Source organism: Bacteroides sp. M10, assembly GCF_014334015.1.
GTDB classification, from domain to species: Bacteria; Bacteroidota; Bacteroidia; order Bacteroidales; family Bacteroidaceae; genus Bacteroides; species Bacteroides intestinigallinarum.
Window position 1 is genome coordinate 3,374,793 of record NZ_CP060488.1, and the last position, 22,545, is coordinate 3,397,337.

The following is a 22,545-nucleotide window of genomic DNA, read 5'->3' on the forward strand; positions in this document are numbered from 1 at the left end:
TTTATACTAAGGTTATCGATAATCATATTTAGCAGCTTCGTTGGCCTGGTTAGCCGAGCGAACGGGTACTAATGTGAAGCCCCACTGGTAATCACGGTTAGCCGGGATTTGGTAGAAAGGTTCCGGACGTGAGCCCCAACTGTCATATCCGCCTACTCCTTGTTGCTTCATATCTACACAAACCTCAACGAAATCTCTGGGAGTGATGTCGTTGACATGATGCATTCTCCGTAATACGTTGCGGGCAGCGTTCTCGTCGTGATTGGTAACCTCTTCCGGGCTGAAGTTATTCCATTGGTAAGGGTGGGGTAGAGCTTCTTCAGAGTCAAAGTCTTCGATAGAGTTGCGCAAGGCATTGAAACCGATAAGACTGTCCGCTACCAACACCAGGCCGTTTCCTTTATTAGGAGATAAAGCGATCCAACGGGTATCTGTGTGATGTCCGTTTTCTTGTGGACGCACATAGTTGAAGTACATTTGATCCGCTGTTGTCTTATATACGCCAACGAGCGTTCCGTGATTGCGGTCGATATAATTCTCTTCCGGGCCACGGCCAAAGTATTGTACATTGTTCATCTGTGCCGGCAAGCGGAAACGCACACCGATACGGGGGACTTCCAGTTTGGAGGCAGCCTTACGGGCAGCATCACTTCCGGGGGTAAATGTAGCCATGCGGGTAGCTTCGGAAACTTCTGTTTCTGTAGGCTGCATATCCGTTGATGTGAATTTGGCATTTACGTTAACTATTCCGTTCGGATAGATTTTGTAAGTGACAACATACAAGTTGCCGGCAGCCAGTAAGTAAGTTACATTTAAGGAGACTGCTTTATCTTCTGCTGTCATGGTAGCATCCGTTACGCGGAAGTTTTTGCTTGATTGTTTCCATACCTGCAAACGTTTAGGAGTGCTGTTACCATAGTCATTATCATTAGGAGCACGCCAGAAGTTAGGCTGAATACCAAATCCGTCTTTGAAATATTCTGTACCATCTACTTTATACGAGGTTACTAATCCGCTATTCTTGTTGAATACAAAGTTTACTTTGGAGGAAGAAACGATTAATTCATCTCCTTGAGTCGTTGTTTTCAATGCCGGACCGTTTGCTTTATAAATACTCTTCTCTGCCTGGATAGGAAGTTGGAACTGGTCGTATGCAATTTCATATCCGGTTGGAATCAACGGTTCAGGCTCTGTGGTTGTTACACTGAAGTTGACAAAATATTCTGTTCCCGGTTGGGTTTTCAGACCATTTACCGGTACGGTGAATTCTTTAGAGGCTTGCGGAGCAATATCCAAAGATACTTTTCCACCTTTTATTGTCTTTCCGTTAGCAAGTACATTGTAGTGAATCTGATATTTTTTCAGGTTAGTGAAATAGAAACGGTTGGTGATTTTGAATATACCGGCTGCGGCATCTACTGCTTCAAAACCTACATTCTGATGTACATATTTCACTTCAGCCATTGCCGGATGCGGACCACGATCCGGATTGACAAGACCGTTGCAGAGGAAGTTACCATCGCTCGGTGCGTCTACGCCGAAGTCACCTCCGTAAGCCCAGTATTCTCTTCCATTCTTATCTTTTTGGAGAAGACCTTGGTCTACCCAGTCCCAGATATATCCACCTTGGAGATTCGGATATTTGTAAATTGCCTGCCATTGTCCCCACAGGTTTCCCGTGGAGTTTCCCATGGCATGTGCATACTCCGAAGGAGCTACAGGACGGTCGCTACCATTCTTTCCGATATTTTCCAGCCAGTCGGCACCCGGATATTGCGGAACATACATATCGGAGTTCCATTCCCATTGAGCACGTTCGTAGTTGACCGGACGATCCATCAGGTCTTTGTCTGCCTCTTTCAACCACAAATAAGTCTGATAGAAATTATATCCGTTTCCGGCTTCATTTCCCAGCGACCAGAATGTAACGCTCGGGTAGTTCTTATTACGTTCAAACATATTGATAGTACGATCCATGTGCGGTTTCAGCCATTCGGGATTGTTACCCAGTGAACCGCCTTTCCGGAGATCATAATACATTCCGTGGCTTTCCACATTGGCTTCATCATATACATAAAGTCCGTATTCATCACAAAGTTCATAGAAACGGCGGTCTTGCGGATAGTGGCAAAGGCGTACACTGTTTAAGTTATGTTGTTTCATCAATTCGAAGTCACGGCGCATTAAATCTTCTGTTACATAATGACCTGTTGACGGGTTATGTTCGTGGATATTTACCCCTTTCAGTTTCAGAGGCTGACCGTTGATGAATAAGCAGACATACGGTTTTCCGTTAGCAGCCTTCTGTTCGATAGGCTTGATCTCAATCCGGCGGAATCCTACATTGAAAGGAATGATTTCATTGACTTTGCCATTCTCTTTTACTGTCATCAACAGTTTGTATAGATTCGGATGTTCGGAGGTCCATGTGCTGACATCTGTCAGATTCTTATCGAAAGAAAGTGTACGTACTTCGTTCGATGGAATATAGGCTGTCTTCTCTTCAGTAGCTACAACTTTTCCTTGTGCATCTAATAGTTCATAAACTAATGTAAGATTAGTTGCAGCCTTTTCGTGATTTCTCAAATCGACATTTAAACCGAAGATTCCATTTTTGTAACTGTCGTCCAGCGTAGACTTAATTCGGAAATCTTTGAGAGCTGCTTTAGGCTGTGAATACAGAAAAACATCGCGTTCAATACCACTCATACGCCAGAAGTCTTGACATTCAAGATAGGAACCGGTGCTCCAACGGAAGATTTTAACTGTAAGTACGTTCTTTCCCGGCTTCACGTAATTGTTGATAAGAAATTCTGCCGGATTCTTGGAGTCTTCGCTATATCCTACTTCTTGTCCGTTGATATATACATATACGCCAGACTTAGCTCCTGCCAGATGCAAGTAGATATCCCGCCCGTCCCAGTCTGCCGGAATATCGATGTCCCGGCGATAAACTCCTACCGGATTGGCTTCGGGAAGAGTAGGAGGTTGTGGATTGCGCGGTTTGAATTCATAACCATGATTGGTGTAGATGGCTATTCCGTGTCCTTGTACTTCCCAGTTGCCGGGTACCTGAATATCATCCCACGAATCTGTATTGGTGTTCGGATCGGTAATGTTTTCGGGAAGTTTTTTATAAGAGTCTACGAAGTAGAATTTCCAAGTTCCGTTCAGCAAGCGGTAATACTTGCTTCGTTCGAACTTGCCACTCAAGGTATCAGCGCGATTGTTGTATGTCATAAAAGAAGTACGTGGATACTCTTTGTTGACTTCAACTACCTGCACGTCCTGCCAATAAGGTTTCACGGCTTTCTCAGCCATTGTACTAAGTGTTGTCAGGGAAAATATTCCCATGAAAATGCCTGTTAATAAGTTGGGGGTTGGTCGAAATTTCATGTTTCTCAATATTGGTTTTTCATTTCTTTTTTATTTTACTTTGATATGATCGAATCCTTCTCCATACACTCCGATGACAGCACTTTGCGATACAAATGCATTCGGGTCTATGTCTTTTATCAACCGGAAGATGATAGGCGATTCCCTTTTCTTGGCTAATACAAACATCATCTTTACTTCTCGTCCTGTATAAAAGCCGGTTGCATTGATAATCGTTACTCCCCGGTGTGGATATTCGTTAATATGCCGTCCTATTTCTTCATATTTGTTAGATATGATAAAGAACTGTACGGATTGGCGGGCGCTATTCACTACCTGGTCGAGAACGAAACTACAAATATAAAGAGTTACAAACCCATACACCACTTTTTCCCAGTCTTTTAAGACAAAATAACTGGAAGAAATGATAATCATATCGCAGATGAGCACGACTCTTCCTAATGTGATGTCCCGGTATTTGTTGATGATGGCTGCAATAATATCTGTACCTCCCGTACTTCCATTAGCCGAAAAAGCAACACCTATGCCGCCTCCACAGAAGGATGCTCCGATGACACATGCCATAAAGGGTTGGTCGTGGAGAAGCCCGAAACCTGCCGTCAATTTTTGAATGACGGACAGAAAGAAGGTGAGGGTAAATACACCAAAAATAGTTTTGATGCAAAACTTTAGTCCCAGCAACTTGAGGGCCAGTAGCAGCAAGAAGAAGTTGATGCTGAAGTACGTATATTGTACCGGAAAACCTGTGGCCCAATATACGATAGAAGCAATACCCGGTACTCCCCCGGTGGTGATATCGTTAGGCAACAGAAAAACGGTCCAACCGATACCATACAAAATCATGCCGATGGCAATCATTACATAATCTCTGGCTTCACGGATAATGCTTTGCTTAGAAGGCTTTGGAATAGCTGTTTTCATAAACGTGATTATGATAATCTATAAAATGTTCAAACACGAACCCATGAATAATCCGGCTTTGGGGGAGAAGCCGGATTGGTTCATTATGCTCGTGCTAAAAGGAAATATTCTGTTTTATTTTGCAAAAGCGTGACGGTAGCCTTGTACTTTATTCCATCCGCCGCGAGTGAAGTCGGGTACTTCTACCGGAGCTGAATTGTTCTCGATAGAAAGTCTGGTAAGTTCAGCCATGCAACACCATTCTGCCAGGTCATAAACGTCCATATCCAATGGCAGTCCATTCTGCAAGCAATATGCCAGACGGTAGTCCATGATAAAGTCCATACCACCATGTCCACCTACTTTCTTGGCTGTTTCTTCCAACTCTATATGAATAGGATCTTTATATTTATCCATCAAGGCTTTTTTTACGTTTTCAGGTACAGAACCATGTGCATTCAGATTCTCATGATTAGGCACATCTTTTGAATCAACTTGTGAAGGTCTCAGGCAATATTCTTCAATCGGATATTTGCTTGCGTAACCATCGGCTCCCACTATCTGATACATACGGCTGTATGGGCGTGGAGTCATTACGTTGTGCTGAATCAACATCGTTTTACCGTTCTCTGTGCGAATTAGGGTAGAAGTCTGGTCACCATTCTGGAAGTCGGTCACCTCTTCTCCTGTTTGTTTCTTAATATAAGCCGGTCCGTTGACAGCTTTCGTATCCATCGATACCAATGTTTTCATGCGGTCACCACGGTGGATATTAAGTACCTGACAAGCAGGGCCCATGCCATGGGTAGCATATACATCACCACGGTGTAGATGATTATAATCCATTCGCCAGTTATTCCAGTATTCAGGCCAGAAATCTTCCAGATTGTGGATATATGAACCTTCTACATGAAGTACTTCTCCGAATACGCCTTGTTGTGCCATATTTAAAGAAGTCAGTTCAAAGAAGTCATATACGCAGTTTTCGAGCTGCATACAATGCTTACGTGTCTTTTCGGAAGTATTGATTAGCTGCCAGATTTCATCCAGTGTCATGGCGGCAGGAACTTCGATAGCTACATGCTTACCGTGTTCCATGGCATAAACACCCATTGCTGCATGATGTTTCCAGTCGGTGGCTATGTATACCAGATCAATATCGTCCCGTTCACAAAGTTGCTTCCATGCCTCTTCCGAACCACTGTAAGAAGCAGCTTCAGGAAGTCCGGTATTCTTCAAAATTTCTTGTGATTTTTCAACACGTTCGGGAAGCAGGTCGCATAATGCTACAATCTTAGTTCCCGGGATATGGGTCCAGCGTGCCACGGCACCGGGACCACGCATTCCTAATCCGATGAAACCGACACGAACGGTATCAATTTTAGGAGTAACGAGTTGGATTACATCTTCTTGTCCGGCAGGGCGAGCAGGAGTTTCTACTTTGATAGGAGTAAAGGCTTCGGGAGCCCTTGGTTGTTGAGTACAACTGGTGTGCCAAGTTAACAAAGCCAAGCCGATGGCAGTGACTGTAAATAGTTTCTTCATCATATTTTAAAGTTTTTAATAGGGGTTATTCGATGTTTTTCATTTACGTGTCAAAAATAGTAATTAATTAGCCAACTATTTGTATTTGTTCCCGATATTTTCATCACAAAAGTTTCTATTATGAGGTAAAAGATGAGTCTGACTTTTTCTACCTGATTTTGTGTAGGCTTATGTGATGTCAAATACATATAAAAGACATGCCAGAAAAAGGCTCTTCCTAAAAAGAAGTCACCTTTTTAGAATTTCTTAACGTTTACTGCTCCTGTTGGGGTAAACTACCTACTTCGTCTGTACTTCTGATAGAACCTAGTATTTGTATTTTTTCCAGGCTCCCCTGGTGAAATCCGGTATTTCTATTGCCATGCTCTTATTCAGTACAGATTTTTCACTTAGTTCTGTGATACACGACCATTCGGCTGCATCGTATACATCCATATCCAGTGGAAGCCCGTTGCGCAGACAATGAATAAGGCGGTAATCCATAACATAATTCATTTCATTGGGTAGGCCTCTGCGATGTGCTTCTTCGCCAATGGTTGCGCTAAAAGGATGTTTATAGCGTGCCATCATTTTTTCTAGCAGTTCTCCTTCAAGTGGAGTGTCTCCATTAGGATCCAGGGCGATACAGGGGACAGGGTATTTTTGGGCGAATCCCAGTGTGCCGCATACTGTTTGAAGGCGGCTGTAAGGACGTGGGGTGGATATGTCGTATTGAAGCATGATTGTCTTCCCTTTGAGCGTGTGGATAAGAGTCGTGTTTACGTCTCCCAATTGATATTTCTGGTGGGCTTCCGGTGAATATTCGCCGAATAGTCTACGGGCATACTCGCTCATTCCTGCCTGATGAGTAGACATGGAAACGAGATATTCCATTCTGTCACTGCGATGAATATCCAGTATCTGGCAGGCGGGGCCTAACCCATGAGTGGGATAAGGATTGCCTGTATGTTCGATGCTGTATCTTTTTCCCCAATGGTTGTGATAGCCGCCTTCGCTCTCTTCGGCAAAGTACATTGAACGAAGATCGTGAATGTAGGCTCCTTCTACATGCATGATTTCTCCGAACAATCCTCGTTGGGCCATGTTGAGAGTCATTAGTGCAAAGGGATCATAACAACAATTTTCGAGCATGATGCAGTGTCGCCTGGTTTTTTCTGCAGTGTCTACCAATTGCCAACATTCTTCCACGCTCATAGCAGCCGGAACTTCAATAGCTACATGTTTATTGCATTCCATTGCGAAAGTTGCCATTGGAGTATGCATTAACCAGTCGGTGCAGATGAATATTAAATCTACTTCATCCGATTCGCACATCTTCTTCCATCCCTCCACTCCGGTATATCCGGTGGCTTCGGAACGGTCAGCTTCTTTTAATAGTTGTTGGGCCTTACTTAGATTTCCTTCTCTTATTTCACAAAGAGCTTTGATTTCTACTCCTTCAATTTGCAGATAACGTTGTAAGGTGAGCAATCCTCGATTGCCCAGTCCTATAATCCCGATGCGGATAGTGGGGATAGGGGGATGTGCTAGTCGGAGTACGTGCGATTGTACCGGAGAATTTTTCATAAGCTTAGCGGTCTAAAGTAAAACAAAAAAAGAGAATCTAATTTCTCAGATTCTCTTTGGAGAGCGGAAGACGGGGCTCAAACCCGCGACCCTCAGCTTGGAAGGCTAATGCTCTATCAACTGAGCTACTTCCGCAATTTTTGTGGGCAAAGATGGATTCGAACCACCGAAGTCGAAAGACAGCAGATTTACAGTCTGCCCCATTTGGCCACTCTGGTATTTGCCCTTTTTTGCTTTTGAGGAGGTTTGTTTCTCAATTGCGGTGCAAAGATACAACTATTTATTTAAACTCCAAACAAAATCGATCATTTTTATTGCAGTAATTGCACATTCATCTCCTTTGTTACCCAGTTTGCCACCGGCACGATCCTCTGCTTGCTCCATTGTATTTGTAGTAATTAATCCGTAAATAACTGGTATATCGCCAGTTGCGTTTAATTCGGTAATACCTTGGGTTGCTCCCATGCAAACATAATCAAAATGTGGGGTATCTCCTTTAATTACGCAACCAATTGCAATAATTGCATCAAGATCACAATTTTCCATCATTTGGTTGGCTCCAAAAGTAAGTTCGAAACTTCCCGGTACAGTTTTCACCAGAATATTTTCGTCTTTTGCTCCATGTTTTTTTAATGTATCGACTGCGCCTTTCAGTAAAGCACCGGTAATATTGAAATTCCATTCGGATACGACGATACCAAATTTCATTGCTTCTGCATTCGGAACGGAATTGAAATCATATTCGGATAAGTTATGGTAAGCTGTTGCCATAGTTAATTAAAAGTTGAGAATTATAAAATGAAGATTTGAGAGTATGAGAGATTTAAGAAGAAAGGCACGGATTTCACGGATTCCACGGTTTTAATAGATAGTCCGCTTAATCCGGTGTAATCCGTGCCTCGATTCCCTTATATAATAGATGGTATATTATTTTTTCATCAATTTAGCTTGCTCGATATATTTGTCGATGTCCATAGCCTGATAAGATTGGAAATATTTATCCTTGATCTTAGTGTAAGCGTTTACAGCATCGTCATATTTTCCCTGTTTTACCAGGATTTCACCAGCTTGTATCAGGAAGATCGGGCTTAATGTGTTGTTGTCAGCTTTGTCTGCTGCCGACAATAAAGTAGAAGCCGCTTTGTCTAATTGGCCAAGTTGTGCGTAGCAGTTACCTGCAGCACCCAAAATTGCCGGAGCAACCATTTGGTCTTTTCCATTGAAGCTGTCCAGCATCTTCACTGCTTCTTCATATTTGCCAAGTTGTGCGTAGCAAATACCAGCATAAGCTTTTGCCAAATTGGCAGCTTTTGTTCCGCTGTAGTCATCAGCAACTTTCAGGAAACCTGTATAACCGATGCTGTCACCGTTCAAAGCCTGTTCAAAAGCATCCTGTTCAAAGTATTCCTGTCCTTTGAAAAGAGCTGCCTGTGCTTTTTCTTCACGTGGTTCAGCATAGAGGTTTTTGTACATGATAAAACCTGCTACAATAATAATCACAGCAACAACACCGCCAATAATTGCGTTTTTGTACTTGATAAGAAATGCTTCCGATTGTGTCAGTGCATCTTCTACGTTCAGATGTTCGTTCTGATTCTTTTGTTCTGCCATTTTATATGATTCTTTTTGTTATTATTCACAGTTTGATATTTCGACTCGCAAAAGTAGTTTTTTTATATCTACAAACGAAATTTAGAAGCATCTTTTTTTGTTTTACACCCGAAAACCACGAAAATCTTGCTACTTTTGTGAACAAATTAACGTGTACACAATGATACTGAAACGAATATCCATATTAAACTATAAGAATCTGGAAGAGGTAGAACTGGGATTCTCTGCTAAGCTGAATTGTTTTTTCGGACTGAATGGAATGGGAAAGACGAATTTGCTGGATGCGGTGTATTTCTTGTCTTTCTGTAAGAGCTCCGGAAACCCGATTGATTCTCAAAATATTCGTCATGAACAAGACTTTTTCGTAATTCAGGGCTTTTATGAAGCGGAGGACGGAACTCCTGAAGAGATTTATTGTGGGATGAAACGCCGTTCGAAGAAACAATTTAAGCGGAATAAGAAAGAATATAGCCGTTTTTCGGACCACATCGGTTTTCTGCCTTTGGTGATGGTTTCACCTGCCGATTCCGAATTGATAGCCGGGGGAAGTGAGGAGCGTCGCCGGTTTATGGATGTAGTGATTTCGCAGTATGATAAGGAATATCTTGAAGCGCTGATACGGTATAATAAAGCATTGGCGCAGCGTAACACATTGTTGAAGAGTGAGTTTCCGGTGGAGGAGGAGCTGTTTCTTGTGTGGGAGGAGATGATGGCGCAAGCCGGTGCAATCGTATTCCAGAAACGTGAAGCGTTTATCCGGGAGTTTATTCCTATTTTCCAATCTTTCTATTCCTTTATCTCGCAGGATAAAGAGGTGGTGGGATTATCTTATGAGTCTCATGCGCGGGATGCTTCTTTGTTGGAAGTGTTGAAGCAAAGCAGGGAGAGGGATAAGATAATGGGATTCTCTTTGCGTGGGATTCATAAAGATGAGTTGAATATGTTGTTGGGTGAATTCCCGATAAAGAAAGAAGGTTCGCAGGGACAGAACAAAACGTATCTGGTAGCATTGAAACTGGCGCAGTTTGATTTCTTGAAGCGTACCGGCCGGACTGTTCCTTTATTATTATTAGATGATATTTTCGATAAGTTGGATGCTTCCCGTGTAGAGCAAATAGTGAAGCTGGTGGCTGGAGACAATTTCGGGCAGATATTTATAACGGACACGAACCGGGGACATCTCGACCGTATTTTACATAAGGTAGGCAGCGATTATAAAATATTTCGTGTAGAAGAGGGCACAATTCAAGAAACGGAGGCTGATAATGAAGCGCAATGATGCCGAACAAATAGGAAAACTGATTCAACAGTTTCTTCGTCAGGAGAGTTTGGAATCTCCGCTGAACGAACAAAGACTGCTGGATGCCTGGCCTCAAATCTTGGGACCGGCGGCGGCTTATACCAGCAATCTTTATATTCGTAATCAGACATTATATGTACATCTGACTTCCGCAGCTCTTCGTCAGGAATTGATGATGGGGCGTGAGGTATTGGTGCGCACGCTGAATCAGAGAGTCGGAGCTACCGTAATTACAAATATTATTTTTCGTTGAAGAAAGATATTCTGTCTATAACCTTTATACCTAGCTTCCGGAGTGTTTCGGTTGCACGGTTGTAATAAAAAGGATTTTCCAAATATTGATTGTTATGGGCATCTACGCCGATGATAGCGGTGCAACCTTCATGGGCGGCTATTTTCCAGAAATCCGGATGAGGAATGGTAGTAATGCCATGAATATCATTGTACTCTTCATATCCGATATTATATTCCAACGGTAAGTTTAACCGTACTGCCGTCCGGCAGATATGTCTGCTGACTAGCTTACAATGACGATCGAACTCGGGGTAAGAACGCATAAATAAATCCGGATGGGCAAGGTAGGCAAATAGTCCGCTTTCCATTCCTTCAATAGCACTCTCTTCATAGAGTTCGAGCATGTCTACCGAATCTGTATTCCGGCCGAAGTAGGGGAACTTCTCATCTGTGTGAAAATGGTGATTTCCAAAGATGATATAGTCCAGTTTATATTCTTTGATGATTCCTTTTAACCAGTGTATGTATTCAGGAAAGTATTCGCATTCCAATCCTATTTTTATGCTGATTTGATTTTTATATTTCTCTTGCAGCGAACGGATACTTTCCACATATCCCGGTAGCTCTTCGGGAAGCATCCGGATGTCGGATATATAATCAGTGTGATATTTCCACGGAGTGTGGTCAGAAAAGCCTAATTCTTGATAGCCGCCTTTGATGGCACTTAAAACAAATTCTTCGTCACTCCCTGTCGCATGATGGCAGCGGGTGGTGTGGGTGTGATAATTCGTCTTCATTGATTGTTATGATTATATCCATGCGGATGTCGAATGATTCCGCTGGAACTTCTTCTACTAATTGAAATGGGAAACAGATTCCTGCTTTATAGGCTGATGGTATGCGTGGCAGGAGACGGTCATAATATCCTTTTCCCCGCCCCAAACGGTTACCTTTAGCATCGAAAGCTACTCCGGGAACGACGATGAACTCTATGGCTGCATAGTCTGTGAATATTTCTCCGGTTGGTTCTGCTATACCGTAGATGCCGCTGATTGACATGTCTTCCGGTCCGGTGTATATCCGTAGTTCTAAATCATCGCCTACTACTACAGGGAGTAGAATCCGTTTTTCGGTCCTCCATTTTTGAATAAAGGCATGTGTATCTACTTCGTCATTCAGCGAATGGTATAGTAATACAGTATTTGCCGCCCTGAAAGCCGGATGGGCTTCAAGGGCGGCAAGTATATTAGCTGATTGCAGCTTTCGCATAGTTGAATCCGCGTGTTGGGTCTTCAGTAATGCTATATGCTTGCGCAGTTCTTTTTTTCTTTCCATCTTTTTTATCCTTCGTCACTTCTTCTTCAACGGCTACCGGAGCTTTGGGGAAAGCTTCTCCTTTTTCAAGTATCTCAATACCTTTAATGACAGTAGCATCTGTTTTGTTGAAGTATTGGAGATAGGCTTCCAGTCCAAGCATATTGTAGATGATGTTGCCAAAGAGGTTCTTTTCCAATAGTTTGTATGATTTCTGAATGAGGATATTTCTTCTTTTCACTCCTTTACTGTCGGCAAAACGGACAAACTGTTCCACCAAACCTTGATGACGAAGATAGTTTAGTAATTCTTCCTCAGTTTCGTATTGGCTTAACTTCTTCCGGTTATTGTCGGTGTATTGGAATGTGAACTGAATAGTCAGTCCCCGGTTAATAACTGTCGATAGATAAGAAGTGACTCCCGTTGTATCCTGCGGAACGAATATATCCGGCATGATACCACCGCCGCCATACACAGTACGTCCCAAGCTGGTATTATAACGTTCGCTCTCATTCTGCTTGATACTATCACGTGAGAAAAATTCTCCATGTTCGTAACGGGTGTATAAATCCAGCTCGTAGTTACGGTCTTTACCGCTTTCGTATGGGCGTTGGATGCAACGTCCGGATGGGGTGTAGTAGCGGGCGATTGTCAGGCGGATAGCCGATCCGTCACTGAAATCGATAGGCTGTTGCACAAGTCCCTTACCGAAAGAACGGCGTCCTACAACTGTACCCCGGTCGTTATCTTGAATAGCTCCGGTGAAAATTTCACTGGCGGAAGCAGATCCTTCGTCAATCAATACAACGAGCGGCATTTTCTGACAACTACCCGTACCGTTGGCAAATTCTTCTGCACGTGGATATTTACGGCCTTGAGTATATACGATCAACTTACCTTCAGGCAAGAATTCATTTACCATGCGGATAGCAGCTTCCATATATCCTCCGGTATTACCGCGCAGGTCAATGATTAGACCTTTGCATTTTTTGTGGTTGAGTTGTGCTAATGCATTAAGCAATTCCACATGGCTGGTACGTCCGAATTTGCTGACTTTCACATAACCGATATCGTCGTTTACCATGTAAGCAGCATCTACGGTATTTTGAGGAATGTCTCCACGTGTGATGTTGAAGTGTAATAAGTCCTTTTCTCCTGTTCGTTTGATTCCCAATTTTACCTGTGAGCCTTTCGGACCTTTCAAGGTGCGCATAGCTCGTTCGTTCGTTACTTTCTTGCCGACAAACAAGCTATCGTCTACAGTAACAATGCGGTCGCCCGCCATTAATCCTATCTTTTCAGAAGGACCTCCCTGAACAACAGCATTGACATGAATGGTGTCATTCTGTATGGTAAACTGGATACCAATTCCGCTGAAGCTGCCTTCCAGTTCAGAGTTGACTTCTTCGAGATTTTGGGCTGGGATATAAGTTGAATGCGGATCCAGTTCGGCTAGAATTTGCGGCATGGCTTTTTCTACCAAATCGGCCATGTTTACGGTGTCGACATATTGATCGTCTACAATGCGTAACAATGCATTTAGCTTATTGGAGGAACCGTTGATGATACCCAAACGGTTGCCGGCAAAATGCTTGGCATAAAATGTACCGATAAGAATCCCGACTACCACACTGACTGCTATGATGACAGGTGTAAAACGTGAAGAGTTTTTTGTACTCATGTCTATTCCTTTTTTAAAACGTTCGTCTTCTTATTTATTTGGAGAGGAATTATCATCTAACTCTGTGTAGATAACTTCGATTCCCGCCCGTTTTAATAACTCTATTCCATCTTCCAGGCGGTAATGCTCGGAATAAACTACCCGTTTGATTCCTGCCTGTATGATTAACTTTGCGCATTCGATGCAAGGAGAGGCGGTGACGTACATGGTAGCACCGTCGCTACTGTTATTTGAACGCGCTATTTTGGTAATGGCATTGGCTTCCGCATGCAGAACGTATGGTTTTGTCAGGTTGTTTTCATCTTCACATACATTCTCGAATCCGGAAGGTGTTCCGTTATATCCATCGGAGATAATCATTTTATCCTTAACAATTAAAGCTCCTACTTTACGGCGTTGACAATAGGAGTTTTCAGCCCATATACTGGCCATACGTATATAACGTTTGTCAAGTTCTAATTGTTTTTTTTCAGTGTCCATGTTGTTTACTATTTATTGCTGACTACCCGGAAAACCATGCGGAAAGTTTGTTTACTGGATGCTGGTTTGTATAAAAGGTATAAGTTGTTACTGTCTCCTTCGTAAGATGTGGCGGCATTAAGTCCCTCTATGAAATTTTTGGCGAGTTTGTCGTTGCCATAACTACCAGCAGTGGTAACTGTAGCTTTAAAATTGTTGTTCTTGGCATTGGCACTCCATTTCCCTTCAAAAGTACTGGTTGCAATTACACTTCCTTTTATATTTCCGTTCATAACATCTCCATCTACTGTGCCATCAAATACGATGTTGTATGTACCGTTTTTATTAAGCTCTTCAATACTTGCTTTTTCTTGTTCTTCATTCTCCCAAAAGCCAAACATCTCATGACCTCCATCTACTGTGATATAATTTAGTTTCCAGGTTTTTCCTGTAAAGATAGCAGCTACATCGTCCGAATCATTACATCCTGAAAATAAAGGAAGCAATAAAAGCAATCCTACTATTTGAAATATACTTCTCTTCATATTTAATATCTAATAACTTAATACTTATTTCTTTATCCCATTTCTGATTAGCAAAGCATCAATGCTCGGTTCCTGTTCGCGGAAACGTTTATAAAGTATCATCGGATGTTCCGTTCCTCCTTTCGACAGAATATTATTGCGGAATGAGTCTGCCACTTTCTGATTGAATATCCCTTTTTGCTTGAATAATGAAAAAGCGTCAGCATCCAATACTTCCGCCCATTTGTAGCTATAGTACCCAGCGGCATATCCACCGGCAAAGATGTGGGAGAACTGCGTACTCATGCAAGCTTCTTGTACTACCGGCAATATTTGCGCGTCCTTCCAGGCTTCCTGTTCATAAGCTTTCACATCTCCTTCAAAAGGAGTGTTACGCGTATACCATGCCATATCAAGTAGACCGAAGCTTATTTGTCTCAGGCAAGCATAAGCAATATTGAAGTTTGATGCATCTACAAGACGTCTTATCAATTCGTCCGGCAAAACTTCTCCCGTCTGATAATGACGGGCAAAGGTATTGAGGAAATCTTTCTCTATGGCGAAATTCTCCATAATTTGTGAGGGGAGTTCCACGAAATCCCAATATACATTGGTTCCACTTAAACTCCTGTAAGTGGAATTGGCAAACATGCCGTGCAGGCTATGTCCAAACTCATGCAAGAATGTTTCTACCTCATTGAAAGTCAATAAAGCGGGCTTATTCTCGGTTGGCTTGGTGAAGTTCATCACAACGGATACATGAGGACGGCTGTTTTCACCGGTCTTTTTATCGATCCATTGGTCTTTGTAACTCGTCATCCAGGCTCCGGCACGCTTTCCCGGACGCGGATGGAAATCGGTGTATAGGACGGCTAAGAATTTGCCGTCTTTATCAAACACTTCAAAGGCTTCTACCTCTTTATGGTAAACCGGGATTTCTGTATTTTTCCGGAAAGTGATTCCGTATAACTTTTCTGCCAGGCCAAATACTCCTTTCTTCACTTGTTCCAGTTCGAAGTAAGGGCGAAGCATTTCTTCGTTGATATTGAATTTTTTGTCTTTCAGTTTATTTGAATAATAACTCCAGTCCCAAGGCATGACAACGAAATCAGCTCCCTGTTCTTCACGAGCCAGTTCTTGTATCTCTTTATATTCTTGCTGTGCAGTAGGAGTGTATGCTTCCAACAGTTGGTTGAGCAGCTTGTATACCGACTTGCTGTTTTCAGCCATTCTTTTCTTTAGCGTATATTCCGCATAATCTTTGTATCCCAGTAATTGGGCTATTTTCATGCGTGTATTGGCTATCTTTTTTACGATGTCGATATTATTGAATTCGTTATCGTGTGTACATTTGGTATTATAAGCCATATACAGCTTTTGACGTAAATCCCGATTATCGGAATACGTCATGAAAGGAACATAGCTCGGAGCGTGAAGCGTGAATGCCCATCCTTCTTTACCTTCGCTCTTGGCTGTTTCTGCAGCTGCTTCTATGATAATTTCGGGTAGTCCGGCAAGGCTTTCTTTTTTTGTTAACAGCATTTGATAAGCATTCGTCTCTTTCAGGTTGTTTTCACTGAAAGTTAGCGTCAGTTTACTCAATTCGGTAGTCAGGCGACGGTATTCTTCCCGTGCTTCTCCTTCCAAGTTGGCGCCATGGCGTACAAAACTGTTATATGCATTTTCCAGTAACTGTTTTTGTTCCTGTGTCAGCTGCAAAGCCTCTTTCTGGTTATACACTTCTTTCACACGTGCGAATAACTTTTCGTTCAGTGTGATATTGTTGCTGTGTTCACTAAGCAACGGCATAATCTTTTGAGCCAGCTCTTGCAGATCGTCATTCGTTTCTGCGCTTAGCATATTACCGAAGACAGCTACTACTCTATCCAGTAATTCTCCGGATTCTTCGAAAGCTTCTATTGTATTGGTGAAATCAGCCTTTTCCGGATTCTGTATGATAGCCTCTATTTCAGCATTTTGCAACCTGATTCCTTCCAGAATAGCAGGTTCATAATGTTCTGTTTCAATCCGGTCAAACGGCACGGTTTCGTGTGGCGTATGGTATTGCCCGTAGAAAGGATTCTGGGCATTTGTTATATTGTTCATAGTGCAAACTAGTATCAATGTTATTAATAATCTCTCCATAGGAGTACAAAGCTACTAAAATTGTCGCTTATTCAACGGATAACACGTTGCTTTTTAACAATATATAAAATGAAATGTATAAAAAAACCGCTACGGTTTCCCGCAGCGGTTTTCTATATGGTTTAAGCTTCTAATTAAGCGTTAACTGATGCCATGTGAGCGATCAAGTCAAGAACTTTGTTAGAGTAACCGATTTCGTTGTCATACCAAGATACAACTTTAACGAAAGTATCAGTCAAAGCGATACCTGCTTTAGCGTCGAAGATAGAAGTACGAGCGTCACCCAAGAAGTCAGAAGAAACTACTGCATCTTCAGTGTAACCCAGGATACCTTTCAATTCGCCTTCAGAAGCTTCTTTCATTGCAGCGCAGATTTCAGCGTAAGTAGCCGGTTTAGCCAAGTTAACTGTCAAGTCAACTACAGATACGTCCAAAGTCGGAACACGCATAGACATACCAGTCAATTTGCCGTTCAATGCAGGGATTACTTTACCTACAGCCTTCGCAGCACCAGTAGAAGAAGGGATGATGTTGCCAGAAGCAGCACGACCACCTCTCCAGTCTTTCATAGAAGGACCGTCAACTGTTTTCTGAGTAGCAGTTGTAGAGTGAACTGTAGTCATCAAACCGTCAAGGATACCGAACTTGTCGTTCAATACTTTAGCGATAGGAGCCAAACAGTTAGTAGTACAAGAAGCGTTAGATACGAATTGAGTACCTTTTACATATGTTTTTTCGTTTACACCGCAAACGAACATCGGAGTGTCATCTTTAGAAGGAGCTGACATTACAACATATTTTGCACCAGCTTCGATGTGAGCCTGAGCTTTATCTTTGCTCAAGAACAAACCTGTAGATTCAACAACGTATTCTGCGCCTACTTCATTCCATTTCAAGTCAGCCGGATTTCTTTCAGCTGTGATACGGATAGCTTGACCGTTAACGATCAATTTGCTGTTTTCAACATCTGCTTCAATAGTACCGTCAAATTGACCGTGCATTGTATCATACTTCAGCATGTAAGCCAAGTAATCAACCGGGCAAAGGTCATTGATACCTACGATTTGAATATCGTTTCTTGTCATTGCAGCGCGGAAAACGAAACGTCCGATACGTCCGAATCCATTAATACCTACTTTAATCATTTTGTTTAAACTTTTAAGGGTTTTATAATATTTGTTCAAATATCTCTCTACCTCCGCACTTGTTTTATTTTCAAATGCGGTGCAAAATTACAAAAATGTTTTTATATTCGCATATTAAATTCACATTAAATATTGAAAAAAGATGGGAAAGAGTACATTTTTACAAGACTTTAAGGCATTTGCCATGAAAGGTAATGTCATAGACATGGCTGTCGGTGTTGTTATTGGTGGTGCGTTTGGAAAAATCGTATCATCATTGGTTGCTAATGTTATTATGCCTCCGATTGGTTTACTGGTTGGCGGTGTGAACTTTACGGATTTGAAATGGGTGATGAAAGCGGCGGAGGTCGGTGCCGACGGCAAGGAGATAGCTCCGGCTGTAACACTGGATTACGGCCAATTTTTGCAGGCTACCTTTGATTTTCTGATTATCGCTTTCGCTATATTCTTATTTATACGTTTGATAACGAAGTTGACTACTAAAAAACAGGCGGAAGTTGCGGCAACTCCTCCTGCTCCTCCTGCACCAACGAAAGAGGAAGTTTTGTTGACGGAGATACGTGACTTACTGAAAGAAAAGAATAGTTGATTCTAACTTAAAATAGAGGAGATTCCAGGTGTAAACTAGAGAATCTCCTTTATTTTTCTCTTCATTATTAATATAGATTGCGTACTTTTTTCTACTTTTGCAACTCAATTTATTCAAAATCCAACCATTGATATGCAGGAAAAAATAATAATTCTTGATTTCGGTTCGCAGACAACACAGCTCATAGGCCGTCGTGTACGTGAATTGGATACGTATTGTGAAATTGTTCCTTATAACAAATTTCCTAAGGAAGACCCAACTATTAAAGGAGTTATTCTCTCCGGAAGTCCTTTCTCGGTTTACGATAAAGATGCTTTTAAAGTAGATTTGAGTGAAATTCGTGGTAAATATCCAATATTGGGTATTTGTTATGGTGCACAATTTATGTCATACACCAATGGCGGAAAAGTGGAACCGGCCGGAACACGCGAATATGGACGTGCCCACTTGGCTTCATTTTGCAAAGATAATGTGCTGTTTAAAGGAGTACGTGATGGTTCGCAGGTATGGATGAGTCATGGAGATACGATTACTGCTATTCCTGATAATTTCAAAAAAATAGCTTCAACAGATAAAGTAGAGATTGCTGCTTATCAGGTAGAAGGTGAGCAAGTGTGGGGTGTTCAATTCCATCCGGAAGTATTCCATAGTGAAGACGGAACTCAAATCCTGAAGAACTTTGTGGTAGATGTTTGCGGTTGCAAACAAGACTGGTCGCCGGCTTCTTTCATTGAAAGTACGGTTGCCGAGCTGAAAGCGCAGTTAGGGGATGATAAAGTCGTTCTCGGTTTGAGTGGCGGAGTTGATTCTTCAGTTGCAGCAGTGTTGTTAAACAAGGCTATCGGTAAGAACTTGACTTGTATCTTTGTAGATCACGGTATGCTACGTAAGAATGAGTTCAAGAATGTGATGAAGGATTACGAGTGTCTCGGTCTGAATGTGATTGGTGTTGATGCCAGCGCAAAGTTTTTCGCAGAACTGGCTGGTGTCGCTGAACCGGAAAGTAAGCGTAAGATTATAGGTAAGGGCTTCATCGATGTATTTGATGTGGAGGCTCACAAGATAAAAGACGTGAAATGGCTGGCGCAGGGTACCATTTATCCGGATTGTATTGAGTCATTGTCTATTACGGGTACAGTGATAAAGAGCCATCATAATGTAGGCGGTCTTCCTGAAAAGATGAATCTGAAGTTGTGTGAACCGCTTCGTTTGTTATTTAAGGATGAAGTGCGCCGGGTAGGTCGTGAGCTGGGTATGCCGGAGCATTTGATTACCCGTCATCCGTTCCCGGGACCGGGACTGGCAGTGCGTATTCTGGGAGATATTACTCCTGAAAAAGTACGTATTCTGCAGGATGCTGACGATATTTTTATCCAGGGATTGCGTGATTGGGGATTGTATGATAAGGTATGGCAGGCAGGAGTTATCTTGTTGCCGGTACAGTCTGTGGGCGTAATGGGAGATGAACGTACTTATGAAAGAGCGGTTGCTTTACGTGCTGTGACATCTACAGATGCCATGACAGCCGACTGGGCACATTTACCTTATGAATTTATGGGTAAGGTGTCGAATGATATTATTAATAAGGTGAAAGGAGTGAACCGTGTAACCTATGATATCAGTTCCAAGCCACCAGCAACCATTGAATGGGAATAATAACATTATCCATCATAAAAATAGCCTCAACAGGAATTTCCGTTGAGGCTATTTTTATGATGGATAGTTTCTTTTTTTTGATTGGTCAGTCCGTATCTACTCGTTTACCAGCTTCTGTGCGTCCGGAATAAGAATCTCTTTCCGGCGTAACTCTAATAGTCCTTTGTCTTGTAGCTCATTGAGCGCTTTCGATGTATTCAACCGGGTATCATCTAAGTAGCGGGCAAGATCGTCCATTTTTACTTTGAATATCTTTTCTCCCTGCGTCTTTTCACAATGTAACAGGAAAAAGCGAATGATTTTCTCTTTTAAATCCTGTGTCGGCTCTTCCCATAAACGGGAATAAAGGTTTTGTGCCCGATTACTGACAATATTCATGTAGTTGAGCCGGAATATTTCATATTTGAACAGGTCGCTAAGTACGAATGTTTTGCTGATACTAACAGTATGTGCTTCCGTATGTGCTACATAAGTGGAGGTGTAATTGGTATTCATACCAAACAACGACTGTGGTTCCAGCAGATAAGGTGCTTCCATCTGTTCGATGACGGTATATATGTTTTCTTTGGAATTTGTGACGATAGAAACCTCTCCTTTTAACAGGAAGCAGAGTTGTTTACACGAACTACCACTCTCTATGATAGTTTCTCCCACTTTATGCTTGATAAAGTGTAGCTTGACCTTATCCAGAATACTTGTGAAATCTTCATGACAAAGACCTTGAAATAAAGGCAATTGGAGCAAAGTGTCGAACATTGTTTCCATATGTTGTAATCTCTTGTTAATCGTACAAATTTACTCATAATACAATACTGCTGTCAACATCTGACCGTTCTTTTTGTTTTTTTTATTGTTTGAATGCATAAAAATAGAGTATATTTGCAGAAAAAAAGGAGGGAATTATGTTCGCAGGCTTCAATTGGCAGCAGATGATTAGTGCGTTTATCGTACTTTTTGCCGTGATAGACATTATCGGCTCTATACCTATTATAATTAACCTCAAAGAAAAAGGGAAAGATGTGAATGCGATGAAAGCTACTGTCATCTCTTTTGCTTTGCTGATCGGATTTTTCTATGCGGGAGATATGATGCTGAAACTCTTCCATGTAGATATTGAATCGTTTGCAGTAGCCGGTGCATTTGTCATTTTCCTCATGTCTTTGGAGATGATTTTGGATATTGAGATTTTCAAGAATCAGGGGCCTATCAAAGAAGCTACTTTGGTGCCGCTTGTTTTTCCTTTGTTGGCAGGTGCCGGAGCTTTCACCACTTTGCTTTCGCTCCGGGCGGAATATGCCAGTATTAATATCATTATAGCTTTAGTTTTAAATATGATCTGGGTTTACTTTGTAGTGAGTATGACCGGTCGTGTAGAACGTTTTCTGGGAAAAGGAGGTATCTATATTATTCGTAAGTTCTTCGGTATCATTCTGTTGGCTATATCTGTAAGATTGTTTACGGCCAATATAACGTTATTGATTGAAGCGTTGCATCGGTCTTGAATAATAATCTAATCTTTACTTGTTTTCTACTTGTTATTTTTGTATATTTGACGACTTTACTTATGCTTTTCACTAGAGTGGAAAGAGCTTGTCATCAAGGTGAAAAGGGCTTCTCACTTGGGTGATAAGGTCTCATCATTTTAGTGAGAAGTTACTGATGTTGGTAATAAACTACAAGGATGCCGGTGAGAAATGGTGAGGATGTCGGTGTCCTTATGAAGGAGAAACTAATATATAACCGTAAAGATGGCAGTACAATTTGAGTTTTATAAGAATCCAGGAACGGGAGAAGAAGGAGAGGAAGAGCAATATCATCCCCGAGTTGTTAACTTCAATTCAGTGAGTACTGAATATTTGGCAGCTGAAATTCATAGAGCTACAACGTTCGGTGAGGCAGAGGTTGAAGGTGTTCTGATGTCATTAGGCCATTTCATGAGCTCTCATCTTAAAAATGGCGAACGTGTACACTTGAAAGGGATAGGATATTTTCAGGTGACGTTGCAGACTACAGAACCGGTATATGATGTTAAGACACGTTCTGATAAAGTTTCTTTCAAAGCTATTCGTTTTCAGGCGGATAAAGAACTTAAAGGCGAATTATATGATATACATATACAACGTTCGAAATGGAAGTGCCATTCGGCTATCCTTTCAGAGGAGGAAATTGATCGGCGTTTGACGGAGTTTTTCACTACTCATCAAGTCTTGATTCGGTGTAATTTGCAATCCATTTGCCAGTTTACTCAAATTATGGCATCGCGTCATATACAACGTTTGAAAGAACAAGGTAAAATAGAGAACATAGGAACTCGTTTTCAACCGATTTATGTGCCCAGATCCGGGTATTATGGAAAATAAACCATCCCTGATACTGGGTGGAGAGGCATAAGTAGGGCCGGAAAATTATGATAGGGGTGTTTGCTGGATATGGGTATATTGGGGGTAGATAAATATTTAATATGTGTCTTTGCATCACTT

At 41.9% G+C, this 22,545-nt stretch carries 20 protein-coding genes and 2 tRNA genes; 6 read left to right on the forward strand and 16 right to left on the reverse strand.

Annotation, left to right across the window (positions count from 1 at the left end; translation table 11 throughout):
* Positions 1 to 12: 12 nt before the first annotated feature.
* The 8 genes from H8796_RS11865 to H8796_RS11900 form a co-directional block, all read right to left on the reverse strand.
* A complete protein-coding gene (locus H8796_RS11865; protein WP_370449204.1) occupies positions 13 to 3,354 on the reverse strand; it encodes a glycoside hydrolase family 2 TIM barrel-domain containing protein in 3,342 nt (1,113 codons plus the stop codon).
* A 72-nt stretch (positions 3,355 to 3,426) separates the two neighbouring features.
* Entirely contained in the window at positions 3,427 to 4,317 is an 891-nt protein-coding gene (locus H8796_RS11870; RefSeq protein WP_004301761.1) for a YitT family protein, read from the reverse strand.
* 114 nt (positions 4,318 to 4,431) lie between these two features.
* Positions 4,432 to 5,841: a Gfo/Idh/MocA family protein gene (locus H8796_RS11875; protein ID WP_117936887.1), complete on the reverse strand. Its 1,410-nt coding sequence runs from the start codon at positions 5,839 to 5,841 to the stop codon at positions 4,432 to 4,434.
* 306 nt (positions 5,842 to 6,147) lie between these two features.
* A complete protein-coding gene (locus H8796_RS11880) occupies positions 6,148 to 7,407 on the reverse strand; it encodes a Gfo/Idh/MocA family protein (RefSeq protein WP_117936829.1) in 1,260 nt (419 codons plus the stop codon).
* A gap of 62 nt (positions 7,408 to 7,469) precedes the next feature.
* Positions 7,470 to 7,542 (reverse strand) — tRNA-Gly (locus H8796_RS11885).
* Positions 7,543 to 7,550: 8 nt separating this feature from the next.
* Positions 7,551 to 7,633, reverse strand: a tRNA-Tyr gene (locus tag H8796_RS11890).
* A 50-nt stretch (positions 7,634 to 7,683) separates the two neighbouring features.
* Positions 7,684 to 8,178, reverse strand: coding sequence for a 6,7-dimethyl-8-ribityllumazine synthase (ribH, locus tag H8796_RS11895; protein WP_004301766.1), 495 nt, complete (start codon positions 8,176 to 8,178; stop codon positions 7,684 to 7,686).
* Positions 8,179 to 8,334: 156 nt separating this feature from the next.
* Positions 8,335 to 9,018, reverse strand: coding sequence for a tetratricopeptide repeat protein (locus H8796_RS11900; protein ID WP_004301767.1), 684 nt, complete (start codon positions 9,016 to 9,018; stop codon positions 8,335 to 8,337).
* 160 nt (positions 9,019 to 9,178) lie between these two features.
* Between H8796_RS11900 and H8796_RS11905 the strand changes: the two genes are divergently transcribed.
* Together H8796_RS11905 and H8796_RS11910 are read left to right on the forward strand one after the other, a co-directional pair.
* Positions 9,179 to 10,297: a DNA replication/repair protein RecF gene (locus H8796_RS11905; RefSeq protein ID WP_032855812.1), complete on the forward strand. Its 1,119-nt coding sequence runs from the start codon at positions 9,179 to 9,181 to the stop codon at positions 10,295 to 10,297.
* A complete protein-coding gene (locus H8796_RS11910; protein ID WP_004301769.1) occupies positions 10,284 to 10,571 on the forward strand; it encodes a DUF721 domain-containing protein in 288 nt (95 codons plus the stop codon). The genes H8796_RS11905 and H8796_RS11910 overlap by 14 nt, the downstream gene beginning before the upstream one ends.
* On the opposite strand, the gene H8796_RS11915 is transcribed toward H8796_RS11910, so the two are convergent.
* The 7 genes from H8796_RS11915 to gap form a co-directional block, all read right to left on the reverse strand.
* On the reverse strand, positions 10,558 to 11,349 hold the full coding sequence (locus tag H8796_RS11915) for a histidinol-phosphatase (RefSeq protein ID WP_004320889.1): 792 nt from the start codon (positions 11,347 to 11,349) through the stop codon (positions 10,558 to 10,560). The two genes, H8796_RS11910 and H8796_RS11915, sit on opposite strands and share 14 nt — an antisense overlap.
* The gene (locus H8796_RS11920; protein WP_233530368.1) at positions 11,294 to 11,821 is read right to left on the reverse strand and encodes a 5-formyltetrahydrofolate cyclo-ligase; all 528 of its coding nucleotides are present in this window, start codon (positions 11,819 to 11,821) and stop codon (positions 11,294 to 11,296) included. The genes H8796_RS11915 and H8796_RS11920 overlap by 56 nt, the downstream gene beginning before the upstream one ends.
* Complete coding sequence (locus H8796_RS11925) at positions 11,799 to 13,547, reverse strand: S41 family peptidase (protein ID WP_004301772.1); 1,749 nt, start codon at positions 13,545 to 13,547, stop codon at positions 11,799 to 11,801. Before H8796_RS11925 ends, H8796_RS11920 begins: the two co-directional genes overlap by 23 nt.
* A gap of 30 nt (positions 13,548 to 13,577) precedes the next feature.
* On the reverse strand, positions 13,578 to 14,027 hold the full coding sequence (locus H8796_RS11930; RefSeq protein WP_004301773.1) for a dCMP deaminase family protein: 450 nt from the start codon (positions 14,025 to 14,027) through the stop codon (positions 13,578 to 13,580).
* 8 nt (positions 14,028 to 14,035) lie between these two features.
* On the reverse strand, positions 14,036 to 14,551 hold the full coding sequence (locus H8796_RS11935) for a DUF4847 family protein (RefSeq protein WP_074638818.1): 516 nt from the start codon (positions 14,549 to 14,551) through the stop codon (positions 14,036 to 14,038).
* 24 nt (positions 14,552 to 14,575) lie between these two features.
* On the reverse strand, positions 14,576 to 16,636 hold the full coding sequence (locus tag H8796_RS11940; protein ID WP_117936825.1) for a M3 family metallopeptidase: 2,061 nt from the start codon (positions 16,634 to 16,636) through the stop codon (positions 14,576 to 14,578).
* A gap of 173 nt (positions 16,637 to 16,809) precedes the next feature.
* Positions 16,810 to 17,820, reverse strand: a complete 1,011-nt coding sequence (gap, locus tag H8796_RS11945; RefSeq protein WP_004316172.1) for a type I glyceraldehyde-3-phosphate dehydrogenase — start codon at positions 17,818 to 17,820, stop codon at positions 16,810 to 16,812.
* 142 nt (positions 17,821 to 17,962) lie between these two features.
* Between gap and mscL the strand changes: the two genes are divergently transcribed.
* Both mscL and guaA read left to right on the forward strand, forming a co-directional pair.
* Complete coding sequence (mscL, locus tag H8796_RS11950) at positions 17,963 to 18,409, forward strand: large-conductance mechanosensitive channel protein MscL (protein ID WP_117936823.1); 447 nt, start codon at positions 17,963 to 17,965, stop codon at positions 18,407 to 18,409.
* 132 nt (positions 18,410 to 18,541) lie between these two features.
* Positions 18,542 to 20,065, forward strand: coding sequence for a glutamine-hydrolyzing GMP synthase (gene guaA, locus H8796_RS11955; RefSeq protein WP_004301779.1), 1,524 nt, complete (start codon positions 18,542 to 18,544; stop codon positions 20,063 to 20,065).
* A gap of 96 nt (positions 20,066 to 20,161) precedes the next feature.
* Here the strand turns inward: guaA and H8796_RS11960 are convergent, their stop codons facing one another.
* The gene (locus H8796_RS11960) at positions 20,162 to 20,830 is read right to left on the reverse strand and encodes a Crp/Fnr family transcriptional regulator (protein WP_117936821.1); all 669 of its coding nucleotides are present in this window, start codon (positions 20,828 to 20,830) and stop codon (positions 20,162 to 20,164) included.
* A 137-nt stretch (positions 20,831 to 20,967) separates the two neighbouring features.
* Here H8796_RS11960 and H8796_RS11965 point away from each other — a divergent pair, with 137 nt between their 5' ends.
* On the forward strand, positions 20,968 to 21,567 hold the full coding sequence (locus H8796_RS11965) for a MarC family protein (RefSeq protein ID WP_008650877.1): 600 nt from the start codon (positions 20,968 to 20,970) through the stop codon (positions 21,565 to 21,567).
* A gap of 246 nt (positions 21,568 to 21,813) precedes the next feature.
* Positions 21,814 to 22,425 (forward strand): HU family DNA-binding protein, encoded by a 612-nt coding sequence (locus tag H8796_RS11970; protein ID WP_117936819.1) that lies wholly within the window; start codon positions 21,814 to 21,816, stop codon positions 22,423 to 22,425.
* Positions 22,426 to 22,545: the final 120 nt, after the last annotated feature.

Coding starts and splice junctions, on each gene's coding strand:
- H8796_RS11865 (WP_370449204.1), bottom strand. CDS start 3,354: ATGGGAATATTTTCCCTGACAACACTTAGTACAATGGCTGAGAAAGCC.
- H8796_RS11870 (WP_004301761.1), bottom strand. CDS start 4,317: ATGAAAACAGCTATTCCAAAGCCTTCTAAGCAAAGCATTATCCGTGAA.
- H8796_RS11875 (WP_117936887.1), bottom strand. CDS start 5,841: ATGAAGAAACTATTTACAGTCACTGCCATCGGCTTGGCTTTGTTAACT.
- H8796_RS11880 (WP_117936829.1), bottom strand. CDS start 7,407: ATGAAAAATTCTCCGGTACAATCGCACGTACTCCGACTAGCACATCCC.
- ribH (WP_004301766.1), bottom strand. CDS start 8,178: ATGGCAACAGCTTACCATAACTTATCCGAATATGATTTCAATTCCGTT.
- H8796_RS11900 (WP_004301767.1), bottom strand. CDS start 9,018: ATGGCAGAACAAAAGAATCAGAACGAACATCTGAACGTAGAAGATGCA.
- H8796_RS11905 (WP_032855812.1), top strand. CDS start 9,179: ATGATACTGAAACGAATATCCATATTAAACTATAAGAATCTGGAAGAG.
- H8796_RS11910 (WP_004301769.1), top strand. CDS start 10,284: ATGAAGCGCAATGATGCCGAACAAATAGGAAAACTGATTCAACAGTTT.
- H8796_RS11915 (WP_004320889.1), bottom strand. CDS start 11,349: ATGAAGACGAATTATCACACCCACACCACCCGCTGCCATCATGCGACA.
- H8796_RS11920 (WP_233530368.1), bottom strand. CDS start 11,821: ATGCGAAAGCTGCAATCAGCTAATATACTTGCCGCCCTTGAAGCCCAT.
- H8796_RS11925 (WP_004301772.1), bottom strand. CDS start 13,547: ATGAGTACAAAAAACTCTTCACGTTTTACACCTGTCATCATAGCAGTC.
- H8796_RS11930 (WP_004301773.1), bottom strand. CDS start 14,027: ATGGACACTGAAAAAAAACAATTAGAACTTGACAAACGTTATATACGT.
- H8796_RS11935 (WP_074638818.1), bottom strand. CDS start 14,551: ATGAAGAGAAGTATATTTCAAATAGTAGGATTGCTTTTATTGCTTCCT.
- H8796_RS11940 (WP_117936825.1), bottom strand. CDS start 16,636: ATGAACAATATAACAAATGCCCAGAATCCTTTCTACGGGCAATACCAT.
- gap (WP_004316172.1), bottom strand. CDS start 17,820: ATGATTAAAGTAGGTATTAATGGATTCGGACGTATCGGACGTTTCGTT.
- mscL (WP_117936823.1), top strand. CDS start 17,963: ATGGGAAAGAGTACATTTTTACAAGACTTTAAGGCATTTGCCATGAAA.
- guaA (WP_004301779.1), top strand. CDS start 18,542: ATGCAGGAAAAAATAATAATTCTTGATTTCGGTTCGCAGACAACACAG.
- H8796_RS11960 (WP_117936821.1), bottom strand. CDS start 20,830: ATGGAAACAATGTTCGACACTTTGCTCCAATTGCCTTTATTTCAAGGT.
- H8796_RS11965 (WP_008650877.1), top strand. CDS start 20,968: ATGTTCGCAGGCTTCAATTGGCAGCAGATGATTAGTGCGTTTATCGTA.
- H8796_RS11970 (WP_117936819.1), top strand. CDS start 21,814: ATGGCAGTACAATTTGAGTTTTATAAGAATCCAGGAACGGGAGAAGAA.